At 41.5% G+C, this 18,256-nt stretch carries 21 protein-coding genes and 2 pseudogenes; 18 read left to right on the forward strand and 5 right to left on the reverse strand.

The features are described 5' to 3' along the window. Nucleotides 1-103: 103 nt before the first annotated feature. Nucleotides 104-1,129, forward strand: coding sequence for a spore photoproduct lyase (gene splB / locus AC3ZVC_RS11235; RefSeq protein ID WP_490068496.1), 1,026 nt, complete (start codon nt 104-106; stop codon nt 1,127-1,129). Nucleotides 1,130-1,312: 183 nt separating this feature from the next. Continuing rightward, nucleotides 1,313-2,198: pseudogene (locus AC3ZVC_RS11240) on the forward strand (patatin-like phospholipase family protein). Nucleotides 2,199-2,469: 271 nt separating this feature from the next. Here the strand turns inward: AC3ZVC_RS11240 and AC3ZVC_RS11245 are convergent. Further along, complete coding sequence (locus AC3ZVC_RS11245) at nt 2,470-2,856, reverse strand: SA1362 family protein (protein ID WP_490068498.1); 387 nt, start codon at nt 2,854-2,856, stop codon at nt 2,470-2,472. A 478-nt stretch (nt 2,857-3,334) separates the two neighbouring features. Between AC3ZVC_RS11245 and AC3ZVC_RS11250 the strand changes: the two genes are divergently transcribed. The 4 genes from AC3ZVC_RS11250 (at nt 3,335) to efp (ending at nt 6,270) form a co-directional block, all read left to right on the forward strand. After that, the gene (locus AC3ZVC_RS11250) at nt 3,335-3,865 is read left to right on the forward strand and encodes a YqhR family membrane protein (protein ID WP_214722963.1); all 531 of its coding nucleotides are present in this window, start codon (nt 3,335-3,337) and stop codon (nt 3,863-3,865) included. Nucleotides 3,866-4,178: 313 nt separating this feature from the next. Then, nucleotides 4,179-4,625 (forward strand): type II 3-dehydroquinate dehydratase, encoded by a 447-nt coding sequence (gene aroQ, locus AC3ZVC_RS11255; RefSeq protein ID WP_490068499.1) that lies wholly within the window; start codon nt 4,179-4,181, stop codon nt 4,623-4,625. Between the two features lie 2 nt (nt 4,626-4,627). Beyond that, nucleotides 4,628-5,689: a M24 family metallopeptidase gene (locus tag AC3ZVC_RS11260; RefSeq protein WP_490068502.1), complete on the forward strand. Its 1,062-nt coding sequence runs from the start codon at nt 4,628-4,630 to the stop codon at nt 5,687-5,689. 23 nt (nt 5,690-5,712) lie between these two features. Next, on the forward strand, nt 5,713-6,270 hold the full coding sequence (efp, locus tag AC3ZVC_RS11265; protein WP_214722956.1) for an elongation factor P: 558 nt from the start codon (nt 5,713-5,715) through the stop codon (nt 6,268-6,270). A gap of 40 nt (nt 6,271-6,310) precedes the next feature. Here the strand turns inward: efp and AC3ZVC_RS11270 are convergent, their stop codons facing one another. The 3 genes from AC3ZVC_RS11270 to AC3ZVC_RS11280 form a co-directional block, all read right to left on the reverse strand. Next, nucleotides 6,311-6,478 (reverse strand): hypothetical protein, encoded by a 168-nt coding sequence (locus tag AC3ZVC_RS11270; RefSeq protein WP_490068503.1) that lies wholly within the window; start codon nt 6,476-6,478, stop codon nt 6,311-6,313. Between the two features lie 82 nt (nt 6,479-6,560). Continuing rightward, nucleotides 6,561-7,247, reverse strand: a complete 687-nt coding sequence (locus AC3ZVC_RS11275; protein ID WP_490068504.1) for an SIMPL domain-containing protein — start codon at nt 7,245-7,247, stop codon at nt 6,561-6,563. 91 nt (nt 7,248-7,338) lie between these two features. After that, the gene (locus tag AC3ZVC_RS11280; RefSeq protein ID WP_490068505.1) at nt 7,339-8,697 is read right to left on the reverse strand and encodes an alkaline phosphatase; all 1,359 of its coding nucleotides are present in this window, start codon (nt 8,695-8,697) and stop codon (nt 7,339-7,341) included. A 439-nt stretch (nt 8,698-9,136) separates the two neighbouring features. Between AC3ZVC_RS11280 and spoIIIAA the strand changes: the two genes are divergently transcribed. From spoIIIAA to AC3ZVC_RS11320, 8 genes are all read left to right on the forward strand, one after another. Beyond that, entirely contained in the window at nt 9,137-10,060 is a 924-nt protein-coding gene (gene spoIIIAA / locus AC3ZVC_RS11285; RefSeq protein ID WP_490068507.1) for a stage III sporulation protein AA, read from the forward strand. Continuing rightward, entirely contained in the window at nt 10,061-10,576 is a 516-nt protein-coding gene (gene spoIIIAB / locus AC3ZVC_RS11290; protein ID WP_490068508.1) for a stage III sporulation protein SpoIIIAB, read from the forward strand. A gap of 60 nt (nt 10,577-10,636) precedes the next feature. Further along, nucleotides 10,637-10,843: a stage III sporulation protein AC gene (gene spoIIIAC, locus AC3ZVC_RS11295; RefSeq protein ID WP_110064378.1), complete on the forward strand. Its 207-nt coding sequence runs from the start codon at nt 10,637-10,639 to the stop codon at nt 10,841-10,843. Beyond that, a complete protein-coding gene (gene spoIIIAD / locus AC3ZVC_RS11300) occupies nt 10,831-11,247 on the forward strand; it encodes a stage III sporulation protein AD (protein WP_490068905.1) in 417 nt (138 codons plus the stop codon). The genes spoIIIAC and spoIIIAD overlap by 13 nt, the downstream gene beginning before the upstream one ends. A gap of 105 nt (nt 11,248-11,352) precedes the next feature. Beyond that, a complete protein-coding gene (gene spoIIIAE / locus AC3ZVC_RS11305; protein ID WP_490068510.1) occupies nt 11,353-12,552 on the forward strand; it encodes a stage III sporulation protein AE in 1,200 nt (399 codons plus the stop codon). Between the two features lie 11 nt (nt 12,553-12,563). Further along, a complete protein-coding gene (spoIIIAF, locus tag AC3ZVC_RS11310) occupies nt 12,564-13,199 on the forward strand; it encodes a stage III sporulation protein AF (protein WP_490068512.1) in 636 nt (211 codons plus the stop codon). Next, complete coding sequence (gene spoIIIAG, locus AC3ZVC_RS11315; RefSeq protein WP_490068513.1) at nt 13,192-13,860, forward strand: stage III sporulation protein AG; 669 nt, start codon at nt 13,192-13,194, stop codon at nt 13,858-13,860. Before spoIIIAF ends, spoIIIAG begins: the two co-directional genes overlap by 8 nt. Nucleotides 13,861-13,863: 3 nt before the next feature. Then, nucleotides 13,864-14,403: a SpoIIIAH-like family protein gene (locus tag AC3ZVC_RS11320; protein ID WP_490068514.1), complete on the forward strand. Its 540-nt coding sequence runs from the start codon at nt 13,864-13,866 to the stop codon at nt 14,401-14,403. 114 nt (nt 14,404-14,517) lie between these two features. Here AC3ZVC_RS11320 and AC3ZVC_RS11325 read toward each other — a convergent pair whose 3' ends face one another. Continuing rightward, nucleotides 14,518-14,682 carry a hypothetical protein gene (locus tag AC3ZVC_RS11325; protein ID WP_490068515.1) on the reverse strand — a complete coding sequence of 55 codons (165 nt, stop codon included), beginning with the start codon at nt 14,680-14,682 and terminating at the stop codon, nt 14,518-14,520. A gap of 314 nt (nt 14,683-14,996) precedes the next feature. Between AC3ZVC_RS11325 and accB the strand changes: the two genes are divergently transcribed. The 4 genes and pseudogenes from accB to nusB all read left to right on the forward strand — a co-directional run bounded on the left by accB (nt 14,997) and on the right by nusB (nt 18,226). After that, a complete protein-coding gene (accB, locus tag AC3ZVC_RS11330; RefSeq protein WP_490068906.1) occupies nt 14,997-15,503 on the forward strand; it encodes an acetyl-CoA carboxylase biotin carboxyl carrier protein in 507 nt (168 codons plus the stop codon). Between the two features lie 14 nt (nt 15,504-15,517). Then, nucleotides 15,518-16,875: pseudogene (gene accC / locus AC3ZVC_RS11335) on the forward strand (acetyl-CoA carboxylase biotin carboxylase subunit). A gap of 13 nt (nt 16,876-16,888) precedes the next feature. Next, complete coding sequence (locus AC3ZVC_RS11340; RefSeq protein WP_490068517.1) at nt 16,889-17,296, forward strand: Asp23/Gls24 family envelope stress response protein; 408 nt, start codon at nt 16,889-16,891, stop codon at nt 17,294-17,296. 540 nt (nt 17,297-17,836) lie between these two features. Next, a complete protein-coding gene (gene nusB / locus AC3ZVC_RS11345; protein ID WP_490068518.1) occupies nt 17,837-18,226 on the forward strand; it encodes a transcription antitermination factor NusB in 390 nt (129 codons plus the stop codon). The last annotated feature ends 30 nt before the right edge of the window (nt 18,227-18,256 follow it).

An 18,256-nucleotide genomic window follows, 5' to 3' on the forward strand; every position in this document is an offset into this window, starting at 1 on the left:
CTGTTGTGGGATTTGGCTCATACTACTGTTATCAGGTTCAGCGACCCCCAAGGAAGAAATGGTTCGTTGAACAAATCGACTAACATAAGAAGTGAGGTTACCCATGAATCCTTTTATCCCGCAGCTTGTTTATATTGAACCCCAGGCATTGGAATATCCTTTAGGCAGAGAGCTGAAGGAGAAGTTTGAAAAAATGAATATCGAAATTAGGGAGACGACTTCCCACAACCAGGTAAGAAATATTCCCGGCGACAATGAATTGCAGAAATACCGCAATGCAAAATCCACATTAGTTGTGGGTATAAGAAGAACCCTGAAATTTGATACCTCAAAGCCTTCAGCCGAATACGCCATTCCGCTCGCTACCGGCTGCATGGGCCATTGCCATTACTGCTATTTGCAAACGACACTTGGCAGCAAGCCGTATATACGTACGTATGTGAACCTGGAAGAAATATTTGACCAGGCTACGAAATATATGGAGGAAAGAAAACCTGAGTTAACACGTTTTGAAGCTGCGTGTACATCCGATATCGTCGGGATTGATCATTTGACACATTCTTTGAAAAAAACAATTGAATTTATTGGCCAAACAGAATTTGGCCAGCTTCGCTTTGTGACGAAGTACCATCATGTAGACCACCTGCTTGATGCTAACCATAATGGAAAAACTCGCTTTCGTTTTAGTGTCAATTCACGTTACGTAATCAAAAATTTTGAGCCGGGTACTTCTTCTTTTGATGACCGGCTTGAAGCTGCCCGAAAAGTGGCAAACGCAGGGTATCCGCTGGGTTTTATCGTTGCGCCTATTTATATGCATGAAGATTGGCGTGAAGGCTATCTTGAGCTTTTTCAAAGATTAAGCAAATCGCTTGAAGGCATCAATCTTCAAGGGTTGACCTTCGAATTGATTCAGCACAGATTTACCAAACCAGCCAAAAAGGTAATTGAAAAGCGCTATCCTAAATCCAAGCTTGAGATGGATGAAGAGAAGCGCAAGTATAAATGGGGAAGATATGGAATCGGTAAATATGTATATCCAACGGAAGAAGCAAAAGAACTGGAGAACACGATCAGGCAATATGTCCATTCCTTCTTTCCGGAGGCAGAAGTCCAATATTTTACCTAAACATACGTGCAGAAACGGAGCATGATGCAGATGAGCTTTTAAGCTATAATAACCTCCTATTTTACAAATTCCTAATCGGCAGGAAATTCTGCTTGTCAGCCGTACTATTTTAAAAAGCTCCTGATTAAAGATGTATAAGTAAGAGTTCCTCTATTAGTAAGTACATCGACAGGAGTGGCTTACATGTATATAGACGGTGTTTTTTCAGGAGGAGGAATTAAGGGTTTTGCTTTAATCGGTGCATATGACGCAGTCCAAAAACGGGGGTTCCAATTCAAACGAGTAGCCGGAACGAGTGCAGGCTCCATCGTTGCAGCATTAATCGCTGCCAGATATACAAGTGACGAAATTTATCAGCTTGTGGATGAACTTGATGTAAAAAAGTTTCTTGATGAAAGAAAGACATTCATACCCTTCTCTGTCACTAAATGGCTTCTCCTCTATTGGCGATTAGGACTTTACAAAGGTGTGGAACTGGAGAAATGGATGGCTGAAAAGCTGGCTGCCAGAGGTATAAGAACATTTGCAGACCTTCCGCCACAGTCATTAAGGGTAATAGCCTCCGACCTGACTAATGGCCGGCTTGTTGTTTTGCCCGATGATCTCTGTTCAATATGGAATCGATCCGGGCTCTTTCCCGGTGGCCAAGGCAATCCGTATGAGCTGCAGTCTTCCTTATTTTTTTGAGCCAGTAAAAATGCAGGCATACAGCAGCACGAGTGTAATCGTTGATGGAGGAGTTTTGAGCAATTTTCCGATGTGGTTATTTGATAGGGATAATGTGAAAAAAATCAGGCCTGTATTGGGAGTTAAACTAAGCCATAACCTAAGTGAACGGCCGCCGAATAAGATTGCGAATGCGATACAGATGTATGAAGCCCTTTTCGAAACCATGAAAGATGCGCATGATGCACGATACATTTCAAGAAAACACGCGCAAAATATAATATTTATCCCAACTGATGGGGTGCTGACCGCCGAATTTGAGCTAACTGAACAAAAGAAAAGGGATTTGCTTGAGCATGGAAGACAATGTGCGGAGCAATTTTTCTCAAGATGGAGCTACTAAAGATTAAAAAAACAAGGCTCTTTTCTAAAAGATTGTTGTTTTTGAATAGTTTATAAGACATAAACAAGGTTGGGTGATTGGAGCGGAAGGCGCTCGACTCCTGCGGGAGCAGCGGGACAGGTGAGAACCCACAGGCGCATTGCGCCGAGGAGGCTCACCGCCCGCCCCGCGGAAAGCGAGCAGTCTGTAGCGAAAATCAGCCACTACTCTATTTTATTAAATAGCAACAAAGTTTGCGAAAACAGCCAAAAACAAAAAATCGAGCCCTTTATTAAAGGGATGCTCGATTTTTCTTTTTGCCTTTTTTGCCTTCTATGACAGTCAAATGTGGAGAAGACTTTTTCTTAGATTTTTTTATTGAAGTAAGGGAACCGAGGGACGCCTTTTTGCCGTTGGCTGAACCTGCTTCTTTATAATTAAAGCGTTTTTTAGATTTTTTGGCTGCCCGTACAAAAGCCCGCTGCTCTCGCTTAGAGGGGTTAGCTCTGTTAATGCGCTGAAAAAGAAAGTATATAACAGCACCGATGATGACAATGACAGCTATTCTCTGCAAAAAACCGGCAGGATCTGAGATCAGGCTGACGGTAACTCCAAGGGCAGCAAGAATTATAAGCCCGGAGACAATATAAAATGAAATCCGATTTTTCAAGAAAGCCACCTCCCTAAAAGCATGATGAGCAAATTTCTAAGCTTTTAAACTATATATACAAAGATTTAAGTAATTTCTTCATTAAAAGTTGTCCTCAGTTTTTTCTTTTCCTATTTCTTTACATTTTAAACGAATGAATGTCATGTTTATCGTATTTACCTGGCATTCTTTTCTTAAAGGCAGGTCTAAATCAAGATAGGCTTGCACATTTCCAAGGCAACCCGTATTCTTACTTAAATTTATGCACGATTCTGCAGTCCCGGAACCCCTTTTAGAGAAATGGGTTGAATTGGGTAGGAAGCAATTGAAATTTATATTTGTATACTTATTTTATTCTACTTAAAAACTGATAAAACCTCTATCCAAAGGGAAATATCATAAAAAAAATCTCTTTTTTTTTCGGCCAACAATCGATTTAAATATAATTTACAATCTGATGCAAAGGAATAAATGCGGGTGGACATAATAGGAAATGGAGGTGGCATAAATGGCAGAAGAAAAAGAGCAATTGGAACAAAATCAGAGAGAAAAACCGATGTCTTTTATGGCTATGGTCGTGATTACTGGTTTGATCGGAGGCATTCTGTGGAGCGGACTGGCCTATTTGGCTTATGTATTCAATTTTACAGAAATACGCCCTAATGTCATTCTCGAACCCTGGACGATAGGGGCGTGGAAAGAGGGTTGGTTGGGAACAGTGATTTCGATTCTCCTGATCGGAGGCATTTCAATTGTTGCCGCACTTATTTATTATGCAGCGTTGCGGAAATTTGAAAGCATCTTTGTTGGGGCCGCCTATGGAATTGCCCTTTTCTTAATTGTATTTTTTGTATTAAATCCGATATTCCCTGGCATCAGCCCGTTCTGGGAATTGGAGCGAAATACGATTATCACATCCATATGTTTTTATCTTTTATTTGGAGTGTTTGTGGGGTATTCCATTTCATATGAAGCCCATGAACTTCGCGGGAAAAGCGAGGATGAGAAGAAGGCCCGGACTGATCCGGAGTTTCCGTAAGCAAATGTGGAGAATGGGAAATAGCCCTCATGAAGCAGCTCCATATTTAAATTGCAGTGTTAGAAAGCACTTTTTAAAGCTGTTTTCCGATTTGTATCATACCAGCCAAATGCCAAACAGGGAATGCCTTATCTTATGCGGCCTTCCCTCTTTTAGTAAAAACATCTTAACTGTATGAAGTTCCACATTATGTTAGAATGTTCTTAATGGACATTCTTTTTAAACTTGGATTCGGCATGCAAGGAAAACGATTTCATTCATACTGTTTTCCAAAAAAGAAGCCCATTAGCAACTAAGTAAGAGGGGGTTGATTATGAGGAAGATACTCCTGTTAAATGGGCCAAATTTAAATTTGCTTGGGAAGCGGGAACCAGGCGTTTATGGTAATGAAACTCTTAAGCATCTGGAAGAAAACATCAAATCATTGGGCGGTGCACACCAGACAGAAGTGTCTTGTTTTCAGTCCAACCATGAAGGCGAATTAATAGACAGGCTTCATCTTGCCAATGAAGATGGAACAAAAGGTATTATATTTAATCCTGGAGCATTTACCCACTACAGTTATGCAATAAGGGATGCCATAGCAGGAATCAGGGTTCCTGTGATCGAAGTACATATATCGAATGTTCATGCCCGTGAAGAATTCCGCCATACATCTGTGATTGCCCCTGTGGCACACGGACAAATTGTCGGACTGGGATTTAAGGGCTATGAACTGGCTTTTTATGCCTTAATGGATCTTTTAAAGGGGAGAGGATAATCATGGATAAAATACAAAAGCTGCGATCAAGCTTCGAGCAATCAGGCATAGATGGAATGTTGATTACAAGCAGTTATAACCGCCGTTATATGACAGGTTTTACCGGGTCAGCAGGTGCAGTTTTAATCAGTGAAGAGAAAGCGTTATTTATCACTGACTTCCGCTATACTGAGCAGGCTGCAAAACAATGTGAAGGCTATGAGATTGTTAAGCATACCGGAGCCATTCCTGAAGAAGTGGCAGAACAGGTGAAACAACTTGGGATTAAGAAGCTGGGATTTGAAGAGGACCATTTAACTTTTTCCGCTTTTAAAACCTATGAAAAAGCGGTTGAAGCAGAACTTGTTCCTGTTTCCGGGACAATTGAAAAGTTACGCTTGATTAAGACCGAATCAGAGATTAAGATAATAAAGGTGGCAGCTGACATAGCAGATGCTGCATTTAAACATATTCTAGATGTCATTCGTCCAGGAGTTACCGAGCTGGAAGTATCGAATGAATTAGAGTTTTTTATGAGAAAAGCGGGTGCAGCTTCATCTTCGTTTGATATTATCGTAGCATCCGGACACCGCTCTGCCCTTCCGCATGGAGTTGCAAGCGATAAGGTGATCGAAAAAGGAGATTTCGTCACTCTGGATTTCGGCGCTTACTATAATGGCTATGTTTCAGATATTACCCGTACAGTAGCAGTAGGGAAGCCTGAAGATAAACTGAAAGAAATTTATGATATTGTGCTTGAAGCCCAGGAGCGGGGAATGGAAGGCATCAAACCGGGTATGAGCGGAAAAGAAGCAGATGCTTTAACTCGGGACTATATTTCCGATAAAGGCTATGGAGAATATTTTGGCCACTCTACTGGCCATGGCATTGGATTGGAAGTGCACGAAGGACCAGGGCTGTCGTTTAAATCCGATGTCATTCTTGAACCTGGCATGGTTGTAACAGTTGAGCCGGGCATTTACATACCGGGTCTTGGCGGAGTCCGCATTGAGGATGATACATTAATTACAAAGGATCATAATGAAACGCTTACTCATTCTACCAAAGAATTGATTATTCTTTAATTGAACTTTAGGAGGACATATTCATGATTTCAGTAAATGATTTTCGTACGGGATTAACAATTGAAGTTGATAACGGCATTTGGCGCGTAATGGATTTCCAGCATGTTAAGCCAGGAAAAGGTGCGGCATTTGTCCGCTCCAAGTTACGTAACCTTCGCACAGGTGCCATTCAGGAAAAAACATTCCGTGCCGGTGAAAAAGTTGCCAAAGCGCAAATTGACAACCGCAAAATGCAATATCTATATGCGAATGGGGATCAGCACGTGTTTATGGACAATGAATCTTATGAGCAAATTGAATTGCCTGCTGCTTCAATTGAATACGAATTGAAGTTTTTAAAGGAAAATATGGAAGTTGCAATCATGCTTTACCATGGAGAATCTCTAGGAATCGAGCTTCCGAACTCTGTTGAGCTGACAGTAACTGAAACGGAGCCAGGCATTAAAGGGGATACAGCTTCAGGCGGAACAAAGCCTGCTACTCTTGAAACAGGCCTTACTGTACAAGTTCCTTTCTTTATTAATGAAGGAGACAAGCTTATCATCAATACAACTGACGGTTCTTATGTGTCACGTGCATAATAATTAGAAAAAAAATCCCGAGTTTCTCGGGATTTTTTGTTTATCCTTTATATTTCCTGCCTTCCGCTCCAGGTGATATATCGGTGTCATTGCGGTTATTATATTCAGGGACGGAAGTAGGCGCTTTTTGGTTATCTCGTGTTCCGCCAAGATAGGCCCTGTCCCCTTTTTTCTGGTTTTTTAAAAATTCTCCCAATTCTTCATTCATATTAAAGGACCTCTCTTTTTACGTATTGTCGTTCAGACTCTTATTATCTTCATATTGAAGAGAATTATAAGTCGAATTCATCCTAGCTGTAATACATAAATTCTGCAGTCACTCGGCTCGTTATATCAATTGTTCCCGGTTGAATGGGGGTACTCACTTCACTTTTAACAAAAGCTGCAGGCTGGTAGGGAACAGGCCTTTCAAAGTCAAAAGCACCCTCAGTAACTGATAAAGGTGTCCCGACTAATTGGACTCTTAAGGCAGCCGCAATCGTTTCGGCCTTTTTATAAGCATCCGCAACAGCCAAGGTCAATGCCTGCTGATAGTAAAAACTTTGGCTTTCCATTTCAAAAGTAATCCCCCTGACAAGATTGGCACCGCTGTTCACTGCCGTATCGACAACAAGGCCAGTATTTTCGATATTATCTACAGTAATGCCAAGCACATGCTCCACTTTGTAACCGCGAAAAACCTGTTTCCCATCCACAAAATCATATTGCGGAAAAATCGAAAAGTCGGCTGTGCGAATTTGTTGATCCAGTATTCCAATGTTATTTAAAGCGTTTTTAATGTTAGCAATTGCCTGTGCATTATTCTCCTGTGCTTTCTGCAGCACTTGGTCTTCAGTTGAAACTCCGAGTGTTACTATGGATTGGCTTGGCTGGACTGCTATTTTCCCTTCGCCTGAAACTCTCATGATATTGGGTTTGGATCTGGCCTGGCTGGCAGAATGAGATGAATGGCGGACGAATGGCTGCTGATAATACATGAAATGCTCTCCCCGCTTTCAAAATTTAAGATCTCTCTAGAATGTACGGCGGATAAGGGGATAAAATACGCATTAAATTTCCAGCCAGGCATTATTCCCATTTGTATCTCATCAATGATGCAATTTTTTTAGGAATATCGGTGTTATCAAGGACGCCTGAAAAAACCTCACTTCCTTTGCCATATGCAAATAAAGGAATCATATTGCCTGTATGACCTCCAGTGGAGCTTAAAGATCTAACTTTGTTTGCAATGATTCCCCCGTTGTTTCTTTCCGCAATCAGGCTTCCAATCTCCCAGGCTGCCAAGTATTGAGGATATACTTTATTGTCGGAGTTTAGCAAATGGTCATTAAAAGCTGCAATTTCCTTATCAGTTAGATCAATATTGGCGTATTTCTTTAGAACCTCTTTGATGCTGGAACCCCTGTAAGATCTAGAATTTTGATCCTTCACAAACTGGCTGACCATATATTGAGGGGTAGCTTTAATTTTCTTCAGATGGTGTATATCCAGCGGCTCTGAGGCAGAAATTCCCATTGTTTCATGGTCGGCCACGACAAGTACGAGTGTCTCTCCGTCATTTTTAGCCCATTCAACCGCATATTTTACAGCTTTATCAAATTCGATTGTTTCTTTCCATATGCTTGTAATATCGCCTGCGTGAGAAGCATGGTCAATCCTCGCTCCTTCTGCCATTAGGAAAAAACCATTTTTCCCTTTTGACAACACAGCGACTGCTTTTTCAGTCATTTCTTTTAAACTCGGTTCTTTGCTCCCAATTAGAAGCCGATCCAGTTTAAAATTCATATAACTATTATTGAACAAACCGAGCAGCTTATTTCCCTTTGCTTGCATCAGTTCATCCCGATTGCTTGCATAGGTATAACCCATTTGAATGGCTTCCTTAATTAAATCTTTTCCATTCTGTTTTTCCGGACTATAATAGGTTCTTCCTCCCCCCATGAGCACATCCACTTCATTGTTCAGCTGCTGACGGGCTATTTCCTCCTGTCCTGACCACCTGTTGGGGACACTTGCGGTAAAAGCAGCAGGGGTTGCATCTGTAACCGTATTTGTAGAAATAACTCCTGTTTTCTTTCCGTTCTTTTTAAATAAATCCAATATGCTGTCTGATTCAACTCCATCCGGAGTGACTCCAATCATTTCATTATTGGTTTTTTTGCCAATCGCCAACGCCGTTCCGCCTGCAGCGGAATCGGTTACCAGGTTATTGGCAGAAAAGGTATGCACAAGTGCAGTGTGAGGAAGGGTCTCCAGGAACAGCCGACCGTTTTTCCCGTACTCCATTTCCCTCGCAATCTCAATTTGCCCGACTCCCATACCATCTCCAATCATCAGAATGACATTTCGAGGTTCTTCCGAATTTGCAGGCCGAGCGAGCCCCTGAGAAGGGTAACAAGCAAACACCGCGATTTGAATGATTATCATAAGGCATATCCATTTTGATTTCATATATTGACACCAGCCTTTTTTAATTTTGCATAGGCTTATTTTTTGGAAAAGCAAATTTTTTACTCCGATTGGACAATTTTAAAATTTGCTTATAGTTATCTAAATTAGAGTAGTTACTGATTGGAGTGGAAGGTGCTCGATTCCTGCGGGAGAAGCATGTTGAAGGAGACCCCAGCAAGCGCAAAGCGCTGAGGAGGCTCCTGAGACTGCCCGCAGCCCGCTGAGCACCTGAAACGGAAATCAACAAAATTGGATTGAAAAAGCAAAAAAGTATGTGAAAACAGCCATTAAGTAAACTCGTCCCAAAGAAAATGGGAGAGCCAGCAAATCAAAGTCATAATGTTTTGTTGCAGGCATACATTTTAAATAATGAGAAGCTAGTCCGACACGAAATATTAAAAATGGAGGAGCAAATATGGAAACGATTATAGCCTTTTTGCCGAAAAAAATTTCTGAGAAGCTAAAGCAAATCCCTCCACATTTTTTGAAGGATATGGAAGAAATAAGAGTCCGTATTAACAGGCCGCTCGAATTGACTACGAAGGGTATGCCTCATTTTCTTCCCTACATTGTTGATTCGGAGGATGCGGTCCATTTGTTGAATAAAATAAGCCATTTTTCCATTTATACTCTCGAAGAAGAATTGAAAAGGGGCTATATCACAATTGAAGGGGGCCATCGTGTCGGACTCGCCGGGAAAGTGATTCTTGAAGAAGGAAAAGTAAAGGCAATCAGGGATATCTCTTCTTTTAATATAAGAATTGCCAGAGAAAAAATCGGGATTGCCCAAAAGCTGATTCCGCGCATCTATCAGGAAGGCTGGCAGCACACAATGATTATCGGACCGCCGCAAACAGGTAAAACCACATTGCTGAGAGATATAGCGAGAATTATATCATCCGGGGACCCGGATGGGACCTTTCAGGCGAGCAAGGTGGGGATTATTGATGAACGTTCTGAAATCGCAGGCTGTGTAAATGGAATTCCGCAAATGTCATTTGGACACAGAATTGATGTCCTTGATGCGTGCCCGAAGGCAGAGGGGATGATGATGATGATCCGTTCCATGAGCCCAGAGGTGTTAGTCGTTGATGAAATTGGAAGGCAGGAAGATGCGGAAGCCATAATGGAGGCAGTAAATGCCGGAATCAAACTGATTATGACCACACATGGAAACTCGCTGGAAGAAATTAAGAAACGGCCCACTTTAAAAGCAGTTTTGGATATGGGGATTTTTCAGCGGTTTATTGAACTCAGCAGGAGGGACGGACCAGGCAGCATTACTTGTATTAAGGATGCTTCAGGCAAGGAACTCCTGCAAGAAGTGAGAGTGACCTAAATGATGAAGCTAATTGGAGCTGTATTTATTATAATCGCGACAACTTGGGCAGGATTTGAAGCTTCGAGACATCTGACTGAACGGCCACGTCAGCTGCGCCAGCTGAAATCGGCCCTGCAGTCCCTTGAGGCTGAAATTATGTACGGCCACACACCGCTTCATGAAGCAGCCAGAAGGCTTTCTGCCCAGTTGCCTAAGCCATTATCATGGTTTTTCGAATCTTTTGCTAAAAAATTGACTGACTCTGAGACAACTGTCAAGGATGCCTGGGAACAAAGCTTAAAAGAAATATGGAAATTGACCGCTTTTAAACAAGGTGAATTCGAAATTATGAAGCAATTTGGAGAAACACTTGGGCGGCATGACCGGCTCTCGCAGCAAAAGCAGATTATGCTTACCCTTTCACATCTGGAACGGGAAGAAGCAGATGCGCATGATAAGCAAGTGAAATACGAAAGAATGGTCAAAAGCCTCGGATTTTTATCGGGACTGCTTTTAATCATTTTATTAATGTAGGTGTTGCGGGCATCAGCTATTGGCTGCCGGACTATGGACAGAGCTTAGGAGGAGAGAAGGATGGGGTTAGAGGTTGATATCATATTCAAAATTGCGGGTGTTGGGATCGTAGTAGCCTTTTTGCATACGATTTTGGATCAGGTCGGAAAAAAGGAATATGCACAGTGGGTTACGCTTTTCGGCTTTATTTATATTTTATTCATGGTTGCATCTATTGTAGATAACCTATTCCAAAAAATAAAATCAGTGTTCTTATTCCAGAGCTAAAGGGGGGCTTAGCCATTGAAATTCTTCAAATAGCCGGATTCTCTCTTGTTGCAACGTTCCTTGCACTGATTGTGAAAGAACAAAAACCTAATTTTGCCTTTTTACTGATTGTGTTTGTAGGCTGTGCCATTTTCCTGTTTCTGGTCGACCAGATATACGCTATTATCCACATGATTGAAAAGATTGCTATAAATGCAAAGGTCAACATTGTATATGTAGAAACGATTTTAAAAATAATTGGGATTGCTTATATTGCTGAATTTGCTGCTCAAATTACGAAAGATGCAGGACAGGGGGCTATTGCGGCAAAAATCGAAATGGGCGGAAAAATCCTGATCCTGGCAATGGCCATCCCAATTCTGACTGTATTGATTGAAACCATCATTCAGATGATTCCAAGTTAAATGGAGCTGGCCGGCCAATCAACCTGGGCAGGCCTGGTATGCAGGACAAGCCCCCCCTTATGCTGGTAAAGCTGCACGATAGGGTCTTATAAAAGAGGTGAAAAAATGAAGCAAAAGATGCAGAAAATTCTATTGTCCAACATAATCCTATTTTTTTTACTCGCACCATTTGTACAAGCCTCACCAAAGACCAGCGAAATAGATGAAACGATTTCCCCCCAGGATTTAGTGGAGTCACAGGTGGAATCCCTTGATCTGGATGAACTAAAAGGCTTTTGGGAAGAAATTACGACAGAGTATGGAGGTTTTTTGCCGGAAAGCCAAAAAGGGAGCCTCTACGAATTCATTAAGGGGGATAAGGAATTCTCACTTAAAGAATGGGGTACCGGCGCAATGAAGTTTGTATTTCATGAGTTTATTGTAAACGGAAAATTGCTCGGCACATTAATTTTGCTGACGGTGTTCAGCATGTTTCTGCAGTCTCTGCAAAATTCGTTTGAAAAAAGCACAGTCAGCAAAGCGGCGTATGCAATTGTGTTTATGGTATTAATCATTATTGCCCTTAATAGCTTTCATGTAGCGATTGACTACACACAAGAAACAATTTCAACGATGGTTTCCTTCATAATGGCACTTATTCCACTGCTGCTAGCTCTAATTGCTTCGTCCGGAGGAGTGGTATCAGCTGCTTTTTTTCACCCCGTGATTTTATTTTTAATGAATGTCAGCGGCTTGTTTATTCAATATGTCATCCTTCCGCTTCTATTTTTATCAGCATTGCTAAGCATTGTCAGCACCCTTTCGGAGCATTACAAGGTGACCCAGCTTGCCAATCTGCTCCGAAACTGGAGTATAGGGCTTCTCGGCATGTTCCTGACAGTGTTTTTAGGAGTCATCTCAGTACAGGGAGCCTCCGCCGCAGTTACCGATGGAATTACAATTCGTACAGCAAAGTTTATCACAGGCAATTTTATTCCGGTTATCGGAAGAATGTTTACCGATGCTACAGATACTGTAATCAGCGCCTCTGTTCTTTTAAAGAATACAGTAGGCATAGCAGGTGTAGCGATCCTCCTGATCATAGCAGCTTTTCCGGCAATCAAAATACTAATGATTGCGTTTATATATAAATTCGCTGCTGCCATTTTGCAGCCTTTGGGAGGAGGTCCGATAATATCCTGCCTGGATATTATCAGCAAAAGTGTTATTTACGTTTTTGCCGCTTTGGCCATTGTATCCTTGATGTTTTTCCTTAGTATTACTGTCATTATTGCAGCCGGGAATTTGACCATGATGGTCAGATAGGGGGGGATGAAGTGGATTTTATAAAGGAATGGATAACGAATATCATATTATTTGTTCTGCTGGCCACTGTCATTGATATGCTCCTTCCGAGCTCAAAGCTGCAGAAATATACAAAAATGGTGACAGGGCTTCTGCTCATCGCAATTATTCTTACTCCAATTTTAAAACTTATATCAAGCGATTTTGAAGAAGCTTTTGTATCGGTGCCTGTTTTTGAGGCGTCAGGTGAAAAAAATATGGAAAATTTAATAGAATTGAAGAAAAAAGAAATACAAGCCTCAAGTGATGCATATATTTTAGAACAAATGGCTGTCCACATGAAACAGGACGCAGAAGAGGAGTTGATGGAACAGTACGGTCTGGAAATTGCTAACATTGATATTTTAGTAGATGAAAGCAGTGATCAAGCCTTCCCGGATAACCTGCATAAGGTCATGATCCAATTAAAAGCAAAAGATGCAGAAGCTGAAGCTGTAGAAGCGGTCAAAAAAGTGGAAATAAATACCGGGGAACCTCTTCCATCCAGCAGGGCTGAACATGATGATGAGGCAAAAAAAGTCGCTTCTCTTCTCGCACAAAAATGGAATGTAGACGCAAAATCAATCGAAGTACTGGTAGAAGGGGGGAATATGGATAGGGATGGATAATGAAAAAGGTCCTTTCACATGGTTAAGAAAATTACTCTCCAAAGACGGGCAGCCCGATAAAAAAGCTGGAAAATACCAATACTTGCTTCTTGTTCTCCTCTTTGGCGCAGCTATCATGCTGATCAGCAACACGCTGTTTAAAGAGAATGCTTCCACTGAAGACATGTCCGTTTTTAAAAACGGGGATGAGGCGAAGCAGGAGGAAGAGGTGCCTGTGTTCGGCCAGAAACAATCCGGGGGAAATGACAAAATTGCCAATTATGAAAAGGCATATGAAGCACAAATAAAAGAGGCCCTTGATGCGATAGTGGGTGTTGATGATGCCACGGTTGTCGTCAATGTGGATGCAACAGAGAAGAAAGTCCTTGAAAAAAACAAAACGACCCAAAAACAAACAACCGATGAAATAGATCGGGAAGGTGGCAAAAGAAAGGTAGAGGACCAGTCACAGGAGGAGCAGCTTGTGATTGTACGAAATGGCGAGAAAGAGGTTCCAATTGTAATAGAAACCAAGAAACCTGAAATCAGAGGTGTACTGGTGGTTGCAAAGGGAGCTGAAAATATACAAGTGAAAAAATGGATTATTGAGGCAGTTACAAGAGCGCTTGATGTACCAAGCCACAGAGTTTCTGTAATGCCTAAAAAAACTAAGGGGGAATAATAGATGCTTTTAAAGAAACAAACGGTCTGGTTATTAACAATGCTAAGTTTGGTGGTTGTGTTATCCGTGTATTATGTTACATCTCCTGAGCAAAAAGGAAATGATCTAGCTGCAATGGAGGAGAAGGCAAATGGCGAAATGGAAGCAGTTGAGAGTGAAGATGGCAAAGCCATTATTACAAACACAGCCAGCGATGAAATGTTCGAAACTCTTCGCCTTCAGCTCGATGACGAGCGCAGCCGCATGAAAGAAGAACTTACAACAGTGTTGGGACAGACAGATCTTCCTGCTGAAGAAAGAATGAAAGCAAAGGATCAAATCGATGAATTAAATGAAATAGCCCAAAAAGAAGCAATGCTTGAAACGTTAATCAGAGCAATGGATTACGAAGATGTCCTCGTTCGCGCTGATGGAAAAAAAGTTCAAATTACAGTAAAAGCTAAAGATCATTCGCCTTCTGCTGCAAACAATATCATTCAGGAAGTAAGAAATGAAATTGGACAGCTTGAAGCAGTTGCGGTTGAATTCCAAATTGCCAAGTAAACAGAACTAAAAAGGGTGCCCGCGGAATAACTTGCGGGCACCTTTTAGTTTTTATAAATGTTATCAGGCTATTTTTGAAGATTAACCAGGTGTTCCATCGAAAAATGGGCTTTATTAATCGATTCCACCGGCAATAATAATAGATAGGATAACAGCCATATCTTTTTTTAAGGCTATATCTACGAGGGCTGCCAATATAACGCTTATTAAAGCAGCCTTCACCACAAGCGAATTTTTGCTTATAAGATCTTCTTCCTTTATTTTATCTATTGTTTTCATATTACACAGATCCTCTCTGGTACTTTAGTCCTCTTAAAGATCAGTTTTTCACGATTTTTCGCCAAAATCCTTCGTAACATTTCACAAAAATTTCTAGAAATATTAAAATGGTTTTAGAGGTGGAATGGAGAAAAAATTATACAGTACACAATACGATGTTGAACTTTGATAAGGTCTTATCGTATGATATTAGTATCTAGTCATAATTAAATCATGCGGAACATTCCAATTCTTTCTTTCTCTATTCTTCCAATGCCAGTTTTCAATAGGAGAAAGAGGGAATGGAAAGCAGTGAGAAAACAAGGGGTGCCAAAATGTTGAAAGTACAGGAAATACGAGAATTAATCAAACTTGTTAATGATTCAAATATTGATGAATTCGTTTACGAGCATGAAGGCTCAAAAATTAAAATGAAGAAAAAAGTTAATGAAGCAGCTGTCGTGCAGCAAGTTCAGCCAGCTGCAGTTCCTCCTGCACCTGCTCCGCAGCCTGTTCAGGCTGCAGCTGTAAAAGTGGAAGAGCCTAAATCTGAAGCACCTGCAAAGGAGCCTGCACCTCAGGCGAAAGCAGCTGACGCAGACCTACATAAAATTGTATCCCCGATGGTTGGGACTTTCTATAAGTCTTCTTCCCCTGACGCGGATGCATATGTTAAAGCAGGTTCTAAAGTTACTAAAGACTCTATTGTCTGCATAGTGGAAGCAATGAAACTGTTTAATGAAATTGAAGCTGAAGTCAATGGAGAAATTGTAGAAGTGCTAGTTAAGGACGGCCAGTTAGTAGAGTATGGCCAGCCTCTATTTTTAGTAAAGCCTGAATAAGGAGCGGTTACGGAATGATAAAAAAACTCTTGATTGCTAACAGAGGAGAGATAGCTGTTCGCATCATCCGCGCAGCGCGCGAAATGGGAATAGAATCTGTAGCCGTTTTTTCAGAGGCTGACAGGGAAGCACTGCATGTTCAGCTTGCGGATGAGGCTTATTGCATTGGCCCGACTGCATCAAAGGACAGCTATTTGAATTTTACCAATATCATTAGTGTTGCAAAGCTTACGGGCTGTGACGCAATCCATCCAGGGTACGGATTCCTGGCAGAAAATGCTGACTTTGCCGAGCTGTGCAGGGAATGCAATATCATTTTTGTCGGTCCGACACCTGAAGCCATCAGCAAAATGGGTACGAAGGATATTGCGAGGGAAACAATGAAAGAAGCGGGAGTTCCGATTGTTCCCGGTTCAAACGGAATTATTAAAGATGTGGAAGATGCCATTCAGCTTGCTGAGAAGATTGAATATCCTGTAATAATAAAAGCTACTGCCGGGGGGGCGGCAAAGGAATTCGTGTTGCGCGCACTGAGCAGGAGCTGATTAAGGGAATCACCATTACTCAGCAGGAGGCCTTAACGGCATTCGGAAACCCTGGCGTATATATTGAAAAATATATAGAGGACTTCCGCCATGTTGAGATCCAGGTGCTAGCAGATAATTATGGGAACACCATTCATCTGGGAGAAAGGGATTGTTCCATCCAGAGGCGTTTGCAAAAGCTTTTGGAGGAAACTCCTTCACCTGCCCTTGATGGGGAAACTCGTGAAGAGATGGGCACTGCTGCTGTAAAAGCAGCCAAAGCAGTTGATTATACAGGCGCTGGCACGATAGAATTTATCTATGATTACCAAAAACGCCGATTCTACTTTATGGAAATGAATACACGCATCCAGGTGGAGCATCCTGTTACCGAAATGGTTACTGGGGTCGATTTGATTAAAGAGCAGATTAAAGTTGCTTCAGGTGAAAAGCTTAATATCACCCAGAAAGATGTTACTTTTAACGGCTGGTCGATTGAATGCCGCATTAATGCGGAAAATGCTGAAAAGAACTTTATGCCTTCTGCAGGCAAAATCAATATGTATCTTCCGCCGGGCGGGTTGGGTGTCCGTGTCGATTCTGCTGCATATCCTGGCTATATGATTCCGCCATATTACGATTCCATGATTGCAAAAGTGATTACGTACGGCAATACTAGAGAAGAAGCCATTTCCCGAATGAAGAGAGCTTTAAGTGAGTTTGTTGTTGAAGGTGTACATACGACAATTCCATTCCATCTAAAGCTTCTCAGCCATGAAAAATTTGTGGAAGGGCAGTTTAACACGAAATTCCTGGAATTGCATGATGTAATGAATTCTAGAGATTGATGGAGGTGCCATTATGAGTGAAAATAACATTCTTGAAATGAGCCATGAAAACTCCGGCCTTGGCAAGGTTGAAATTGCCCCGGAAGTAATTGAGGTTATAGCCGGCATTGCTGCATCTGAAGTGGAAGGAGTTGCGCAGATGCGCGGCAATTTCGCTACAGGTGTAGTTGAGAGGCTCGGCAAAAAGAACCATGGTAAAGGGGTTAAAGTTGAATTAACTGAAGAAGGAATCAAGGTTGATGTATATTGTCTGATGAAGTTTGGCGTATCTATTCCTAGTGTTGCTCAAAAAATTCAGGACAATATCCGCCAGGCGCTTTTGAATATGACAGCCCTTGATGTCCAGGAAGTAAATATCCATGTAGTGGGGATCTCGTTTGAAAACCAAAAGCATGAGGTTGAATACGAACAGGAAATGTAATAATCTTTCACCAAGCCAAAGACATCTGACAAAGTCTTTGGCTTTTCTGGTTTTTTTCTCTTCATCCCAAGATGGTTATAAAGAAATTTTTTAAAGGGAAAATAACTTTTATATCGCAAAGGCTTTTTTAACGGAGTAACCCTGTAAGTAAAAAAAGGACATGAAATGGACATAATTGTTATTGCTTAGTGCGAATATCCCTTACTTGTGCTATTATCTTGTTATGTTATTTTTGGACGTGTATATGCTCAAAAATGAAGGTTATTTTCTATAAGATTGTAGTTGTTGAATAGGAAAATTGAAAAAAATAAGGTTGGTTGATTGGAGAGTAAGGTGCGAAGCTCCAGCGGGAGGAGTGGGACAGGTGAGACCCCACAGGCGCTGATCGCCGTTGAGGCTCACCGCCCGCCCCGCGGTTCGCTGAGCATCCTGAAGAGGAAATCAACCACGCCTCTCTACTTGATTAAAAAGCAACAAAGTTTGCGAAAATAGCCAAAATGAAACCCCATCAAGCTAGCCATAAAGGAGTTAAAGATAAAGATGAAGAGAAGAACAGCCAGAGAGAAAGCATTGCAGGCTTTATTTCAAATCGATGTAAGCCAGGCGGAACCGGAGTCTGCCATTGAACATGTTTTAGAAGGCGCACCAAATGATGAGTATTTAAGCAAACTTGTATCAGGTGTTTCGCAGTATAAGGAAACAATTGATGCAGAGATAAAAAAACATCTTGAAAAATGGACTTTGGAAAGGCTTGCTACAGTGGACCGCAACCTTTTGCGATTATCAGTGTTTGAACTCCTGTATCTTAGTGAGGATGTTCCAGCAAATGTAGTGCTGGATGAGGCAATTGAAATTGCAAAATTATATGGCGACGAACAGTCAAGCAAGTTTATAAATGGTGTGCTTTCCAAGGTGAAAGAACAGCTTTAATAGTATTTAGTTCGGACTTGCACAGGATGT

Source organism: Cytobacillus sp. C11.1 (genome assembly GCF_058145115.1).

Excerpts from the sequence above, each read along its gene's own strand:
- AC3ZVC_RS11340 (WP_490068517.1), top strand. The coding sequence starts at position 16,889 with ATGAGTGAAAATAACATTCTTGAAATGAGCCATGAAAACTCCGGCCTT.
- AC3ZVC_RS11280 (WP_490068505.1), bottom strand. The coding sequence starts at position 8,697 with ATGATAATCATTCAAATCGCGGTGTTTGCTTGTTACCCTTCTCAGGGG.
- AC3ZVC_RS11260 (WP_490068502.1), top strand. The coding sequence starts at position 4,628 with ATGGATAAAATACAAAAGCTGCGATCAAGCTTCGAGCAATCAGGCATA.
- nusB (WP_490068518.1), top strand. The coding sequence starts at position 17,837 with ATGAAGAGAAGAACAGCCAGAGAGAAAGCATTGCAGGCTTTATTTCAA.
- AC3ZVC_RS11320 (WP_490068514.1), top strand. The coding sequence starts at position 13,864 with ATGCTTTTAAAGAAACAAACGGTCTGGTTATTAACAATGCTAAGTTTG.
- spoIIIAE (WP_490068510.1), top strand. The coding sequence starts at position 11,353 with ATGAAGCAAAAGATGCAGAAAATTCTATTGTCCAACATAATCCTATTT.
- AC3ZVC_RS11275 (WP_490068504.1), bottom strand. The coding sequence starts at position 7,247 with ATGTATTATCAGCAGCCATTCGTCCGCCATTCATCTCATTCTGCCAGC.
- spoIIIAG (WP_490068513.1), top strand. The coding sequence starts at position 13,192 with ATGGATAATGAAAAAGGTCCTTTCACATGGTTAAGAAAATTACTCTCC.
- aroQ (WP_490068499.1), top strand. The coding sequence starts at position 4,179 with ATGAGGAAGATACTCCTGTTAAATGGGCCAAATTTAAATTTGCTTGGG.
- spoIIIAC (WP_110064378.1), top strand. The coding sequence starts at position 10,637 with ATGGGGTTAGAGGTTGATATCATATTCAAAATTGCGGGTGTTGGGATC.
- AC3ZVC_RS11250 (WP_214722963.1), top strand. The coding sequence starts at position 3,335 with ATGGCAGAAGAAAAAGAGCAATTGGAACAAAATCAGAGAGAAAAACCG.
- AC3ZVC_RS11270 (WP_490068503.1), bottom strand. The coding sequence starts at position 6,478 with ATGAATGAAGAATTGGGAGAATTTTTAAAAAACCAGAAAAAAGGGGAC.
- accB (WP_490068906.1), top strand. The coding sequence starts at position 14,997 with ATGTTGAAAGTACAGGAAATACGAGAATTAATCAAACTTGTTAATGAT.
- spoIIIAA (WP_490068507.1), top strand. The coding sequence starts at position 9,137 with ATGGAAACGATTATAGCCTTTTTGCCGAAAAAAATTTCTGAGAAGCTA.
- spoIIIAB (WP_490068508.1), top strand. The coding sequence starts at position 10,061 with ATGATGAAGCTAATTGGAGCTGTATTTATTATAATCGCGACAACTTGG.
- AC3ZVC_RS11325 (WP_490068515.1), bottom strand. The coding sequence starts at position 14,682 with ATGAAAACAATAGATAAAATAAAGGAAGAAGATCTTATAAGCAAAAAT.
- efp (WP_214722956.1), top strand. The coding sequence starts at position 5,713 with ATGATTTCAGTAAATGATTTTCGTACGGGATTAACAATTGAAGTTGAT.
- splB (WP_490068496.1), top strand. The coding sequence starts at position 104 with ATGAATCCTTTTATCCCGCAGCTTGTTTATATTGAACCCCAGGCATTG.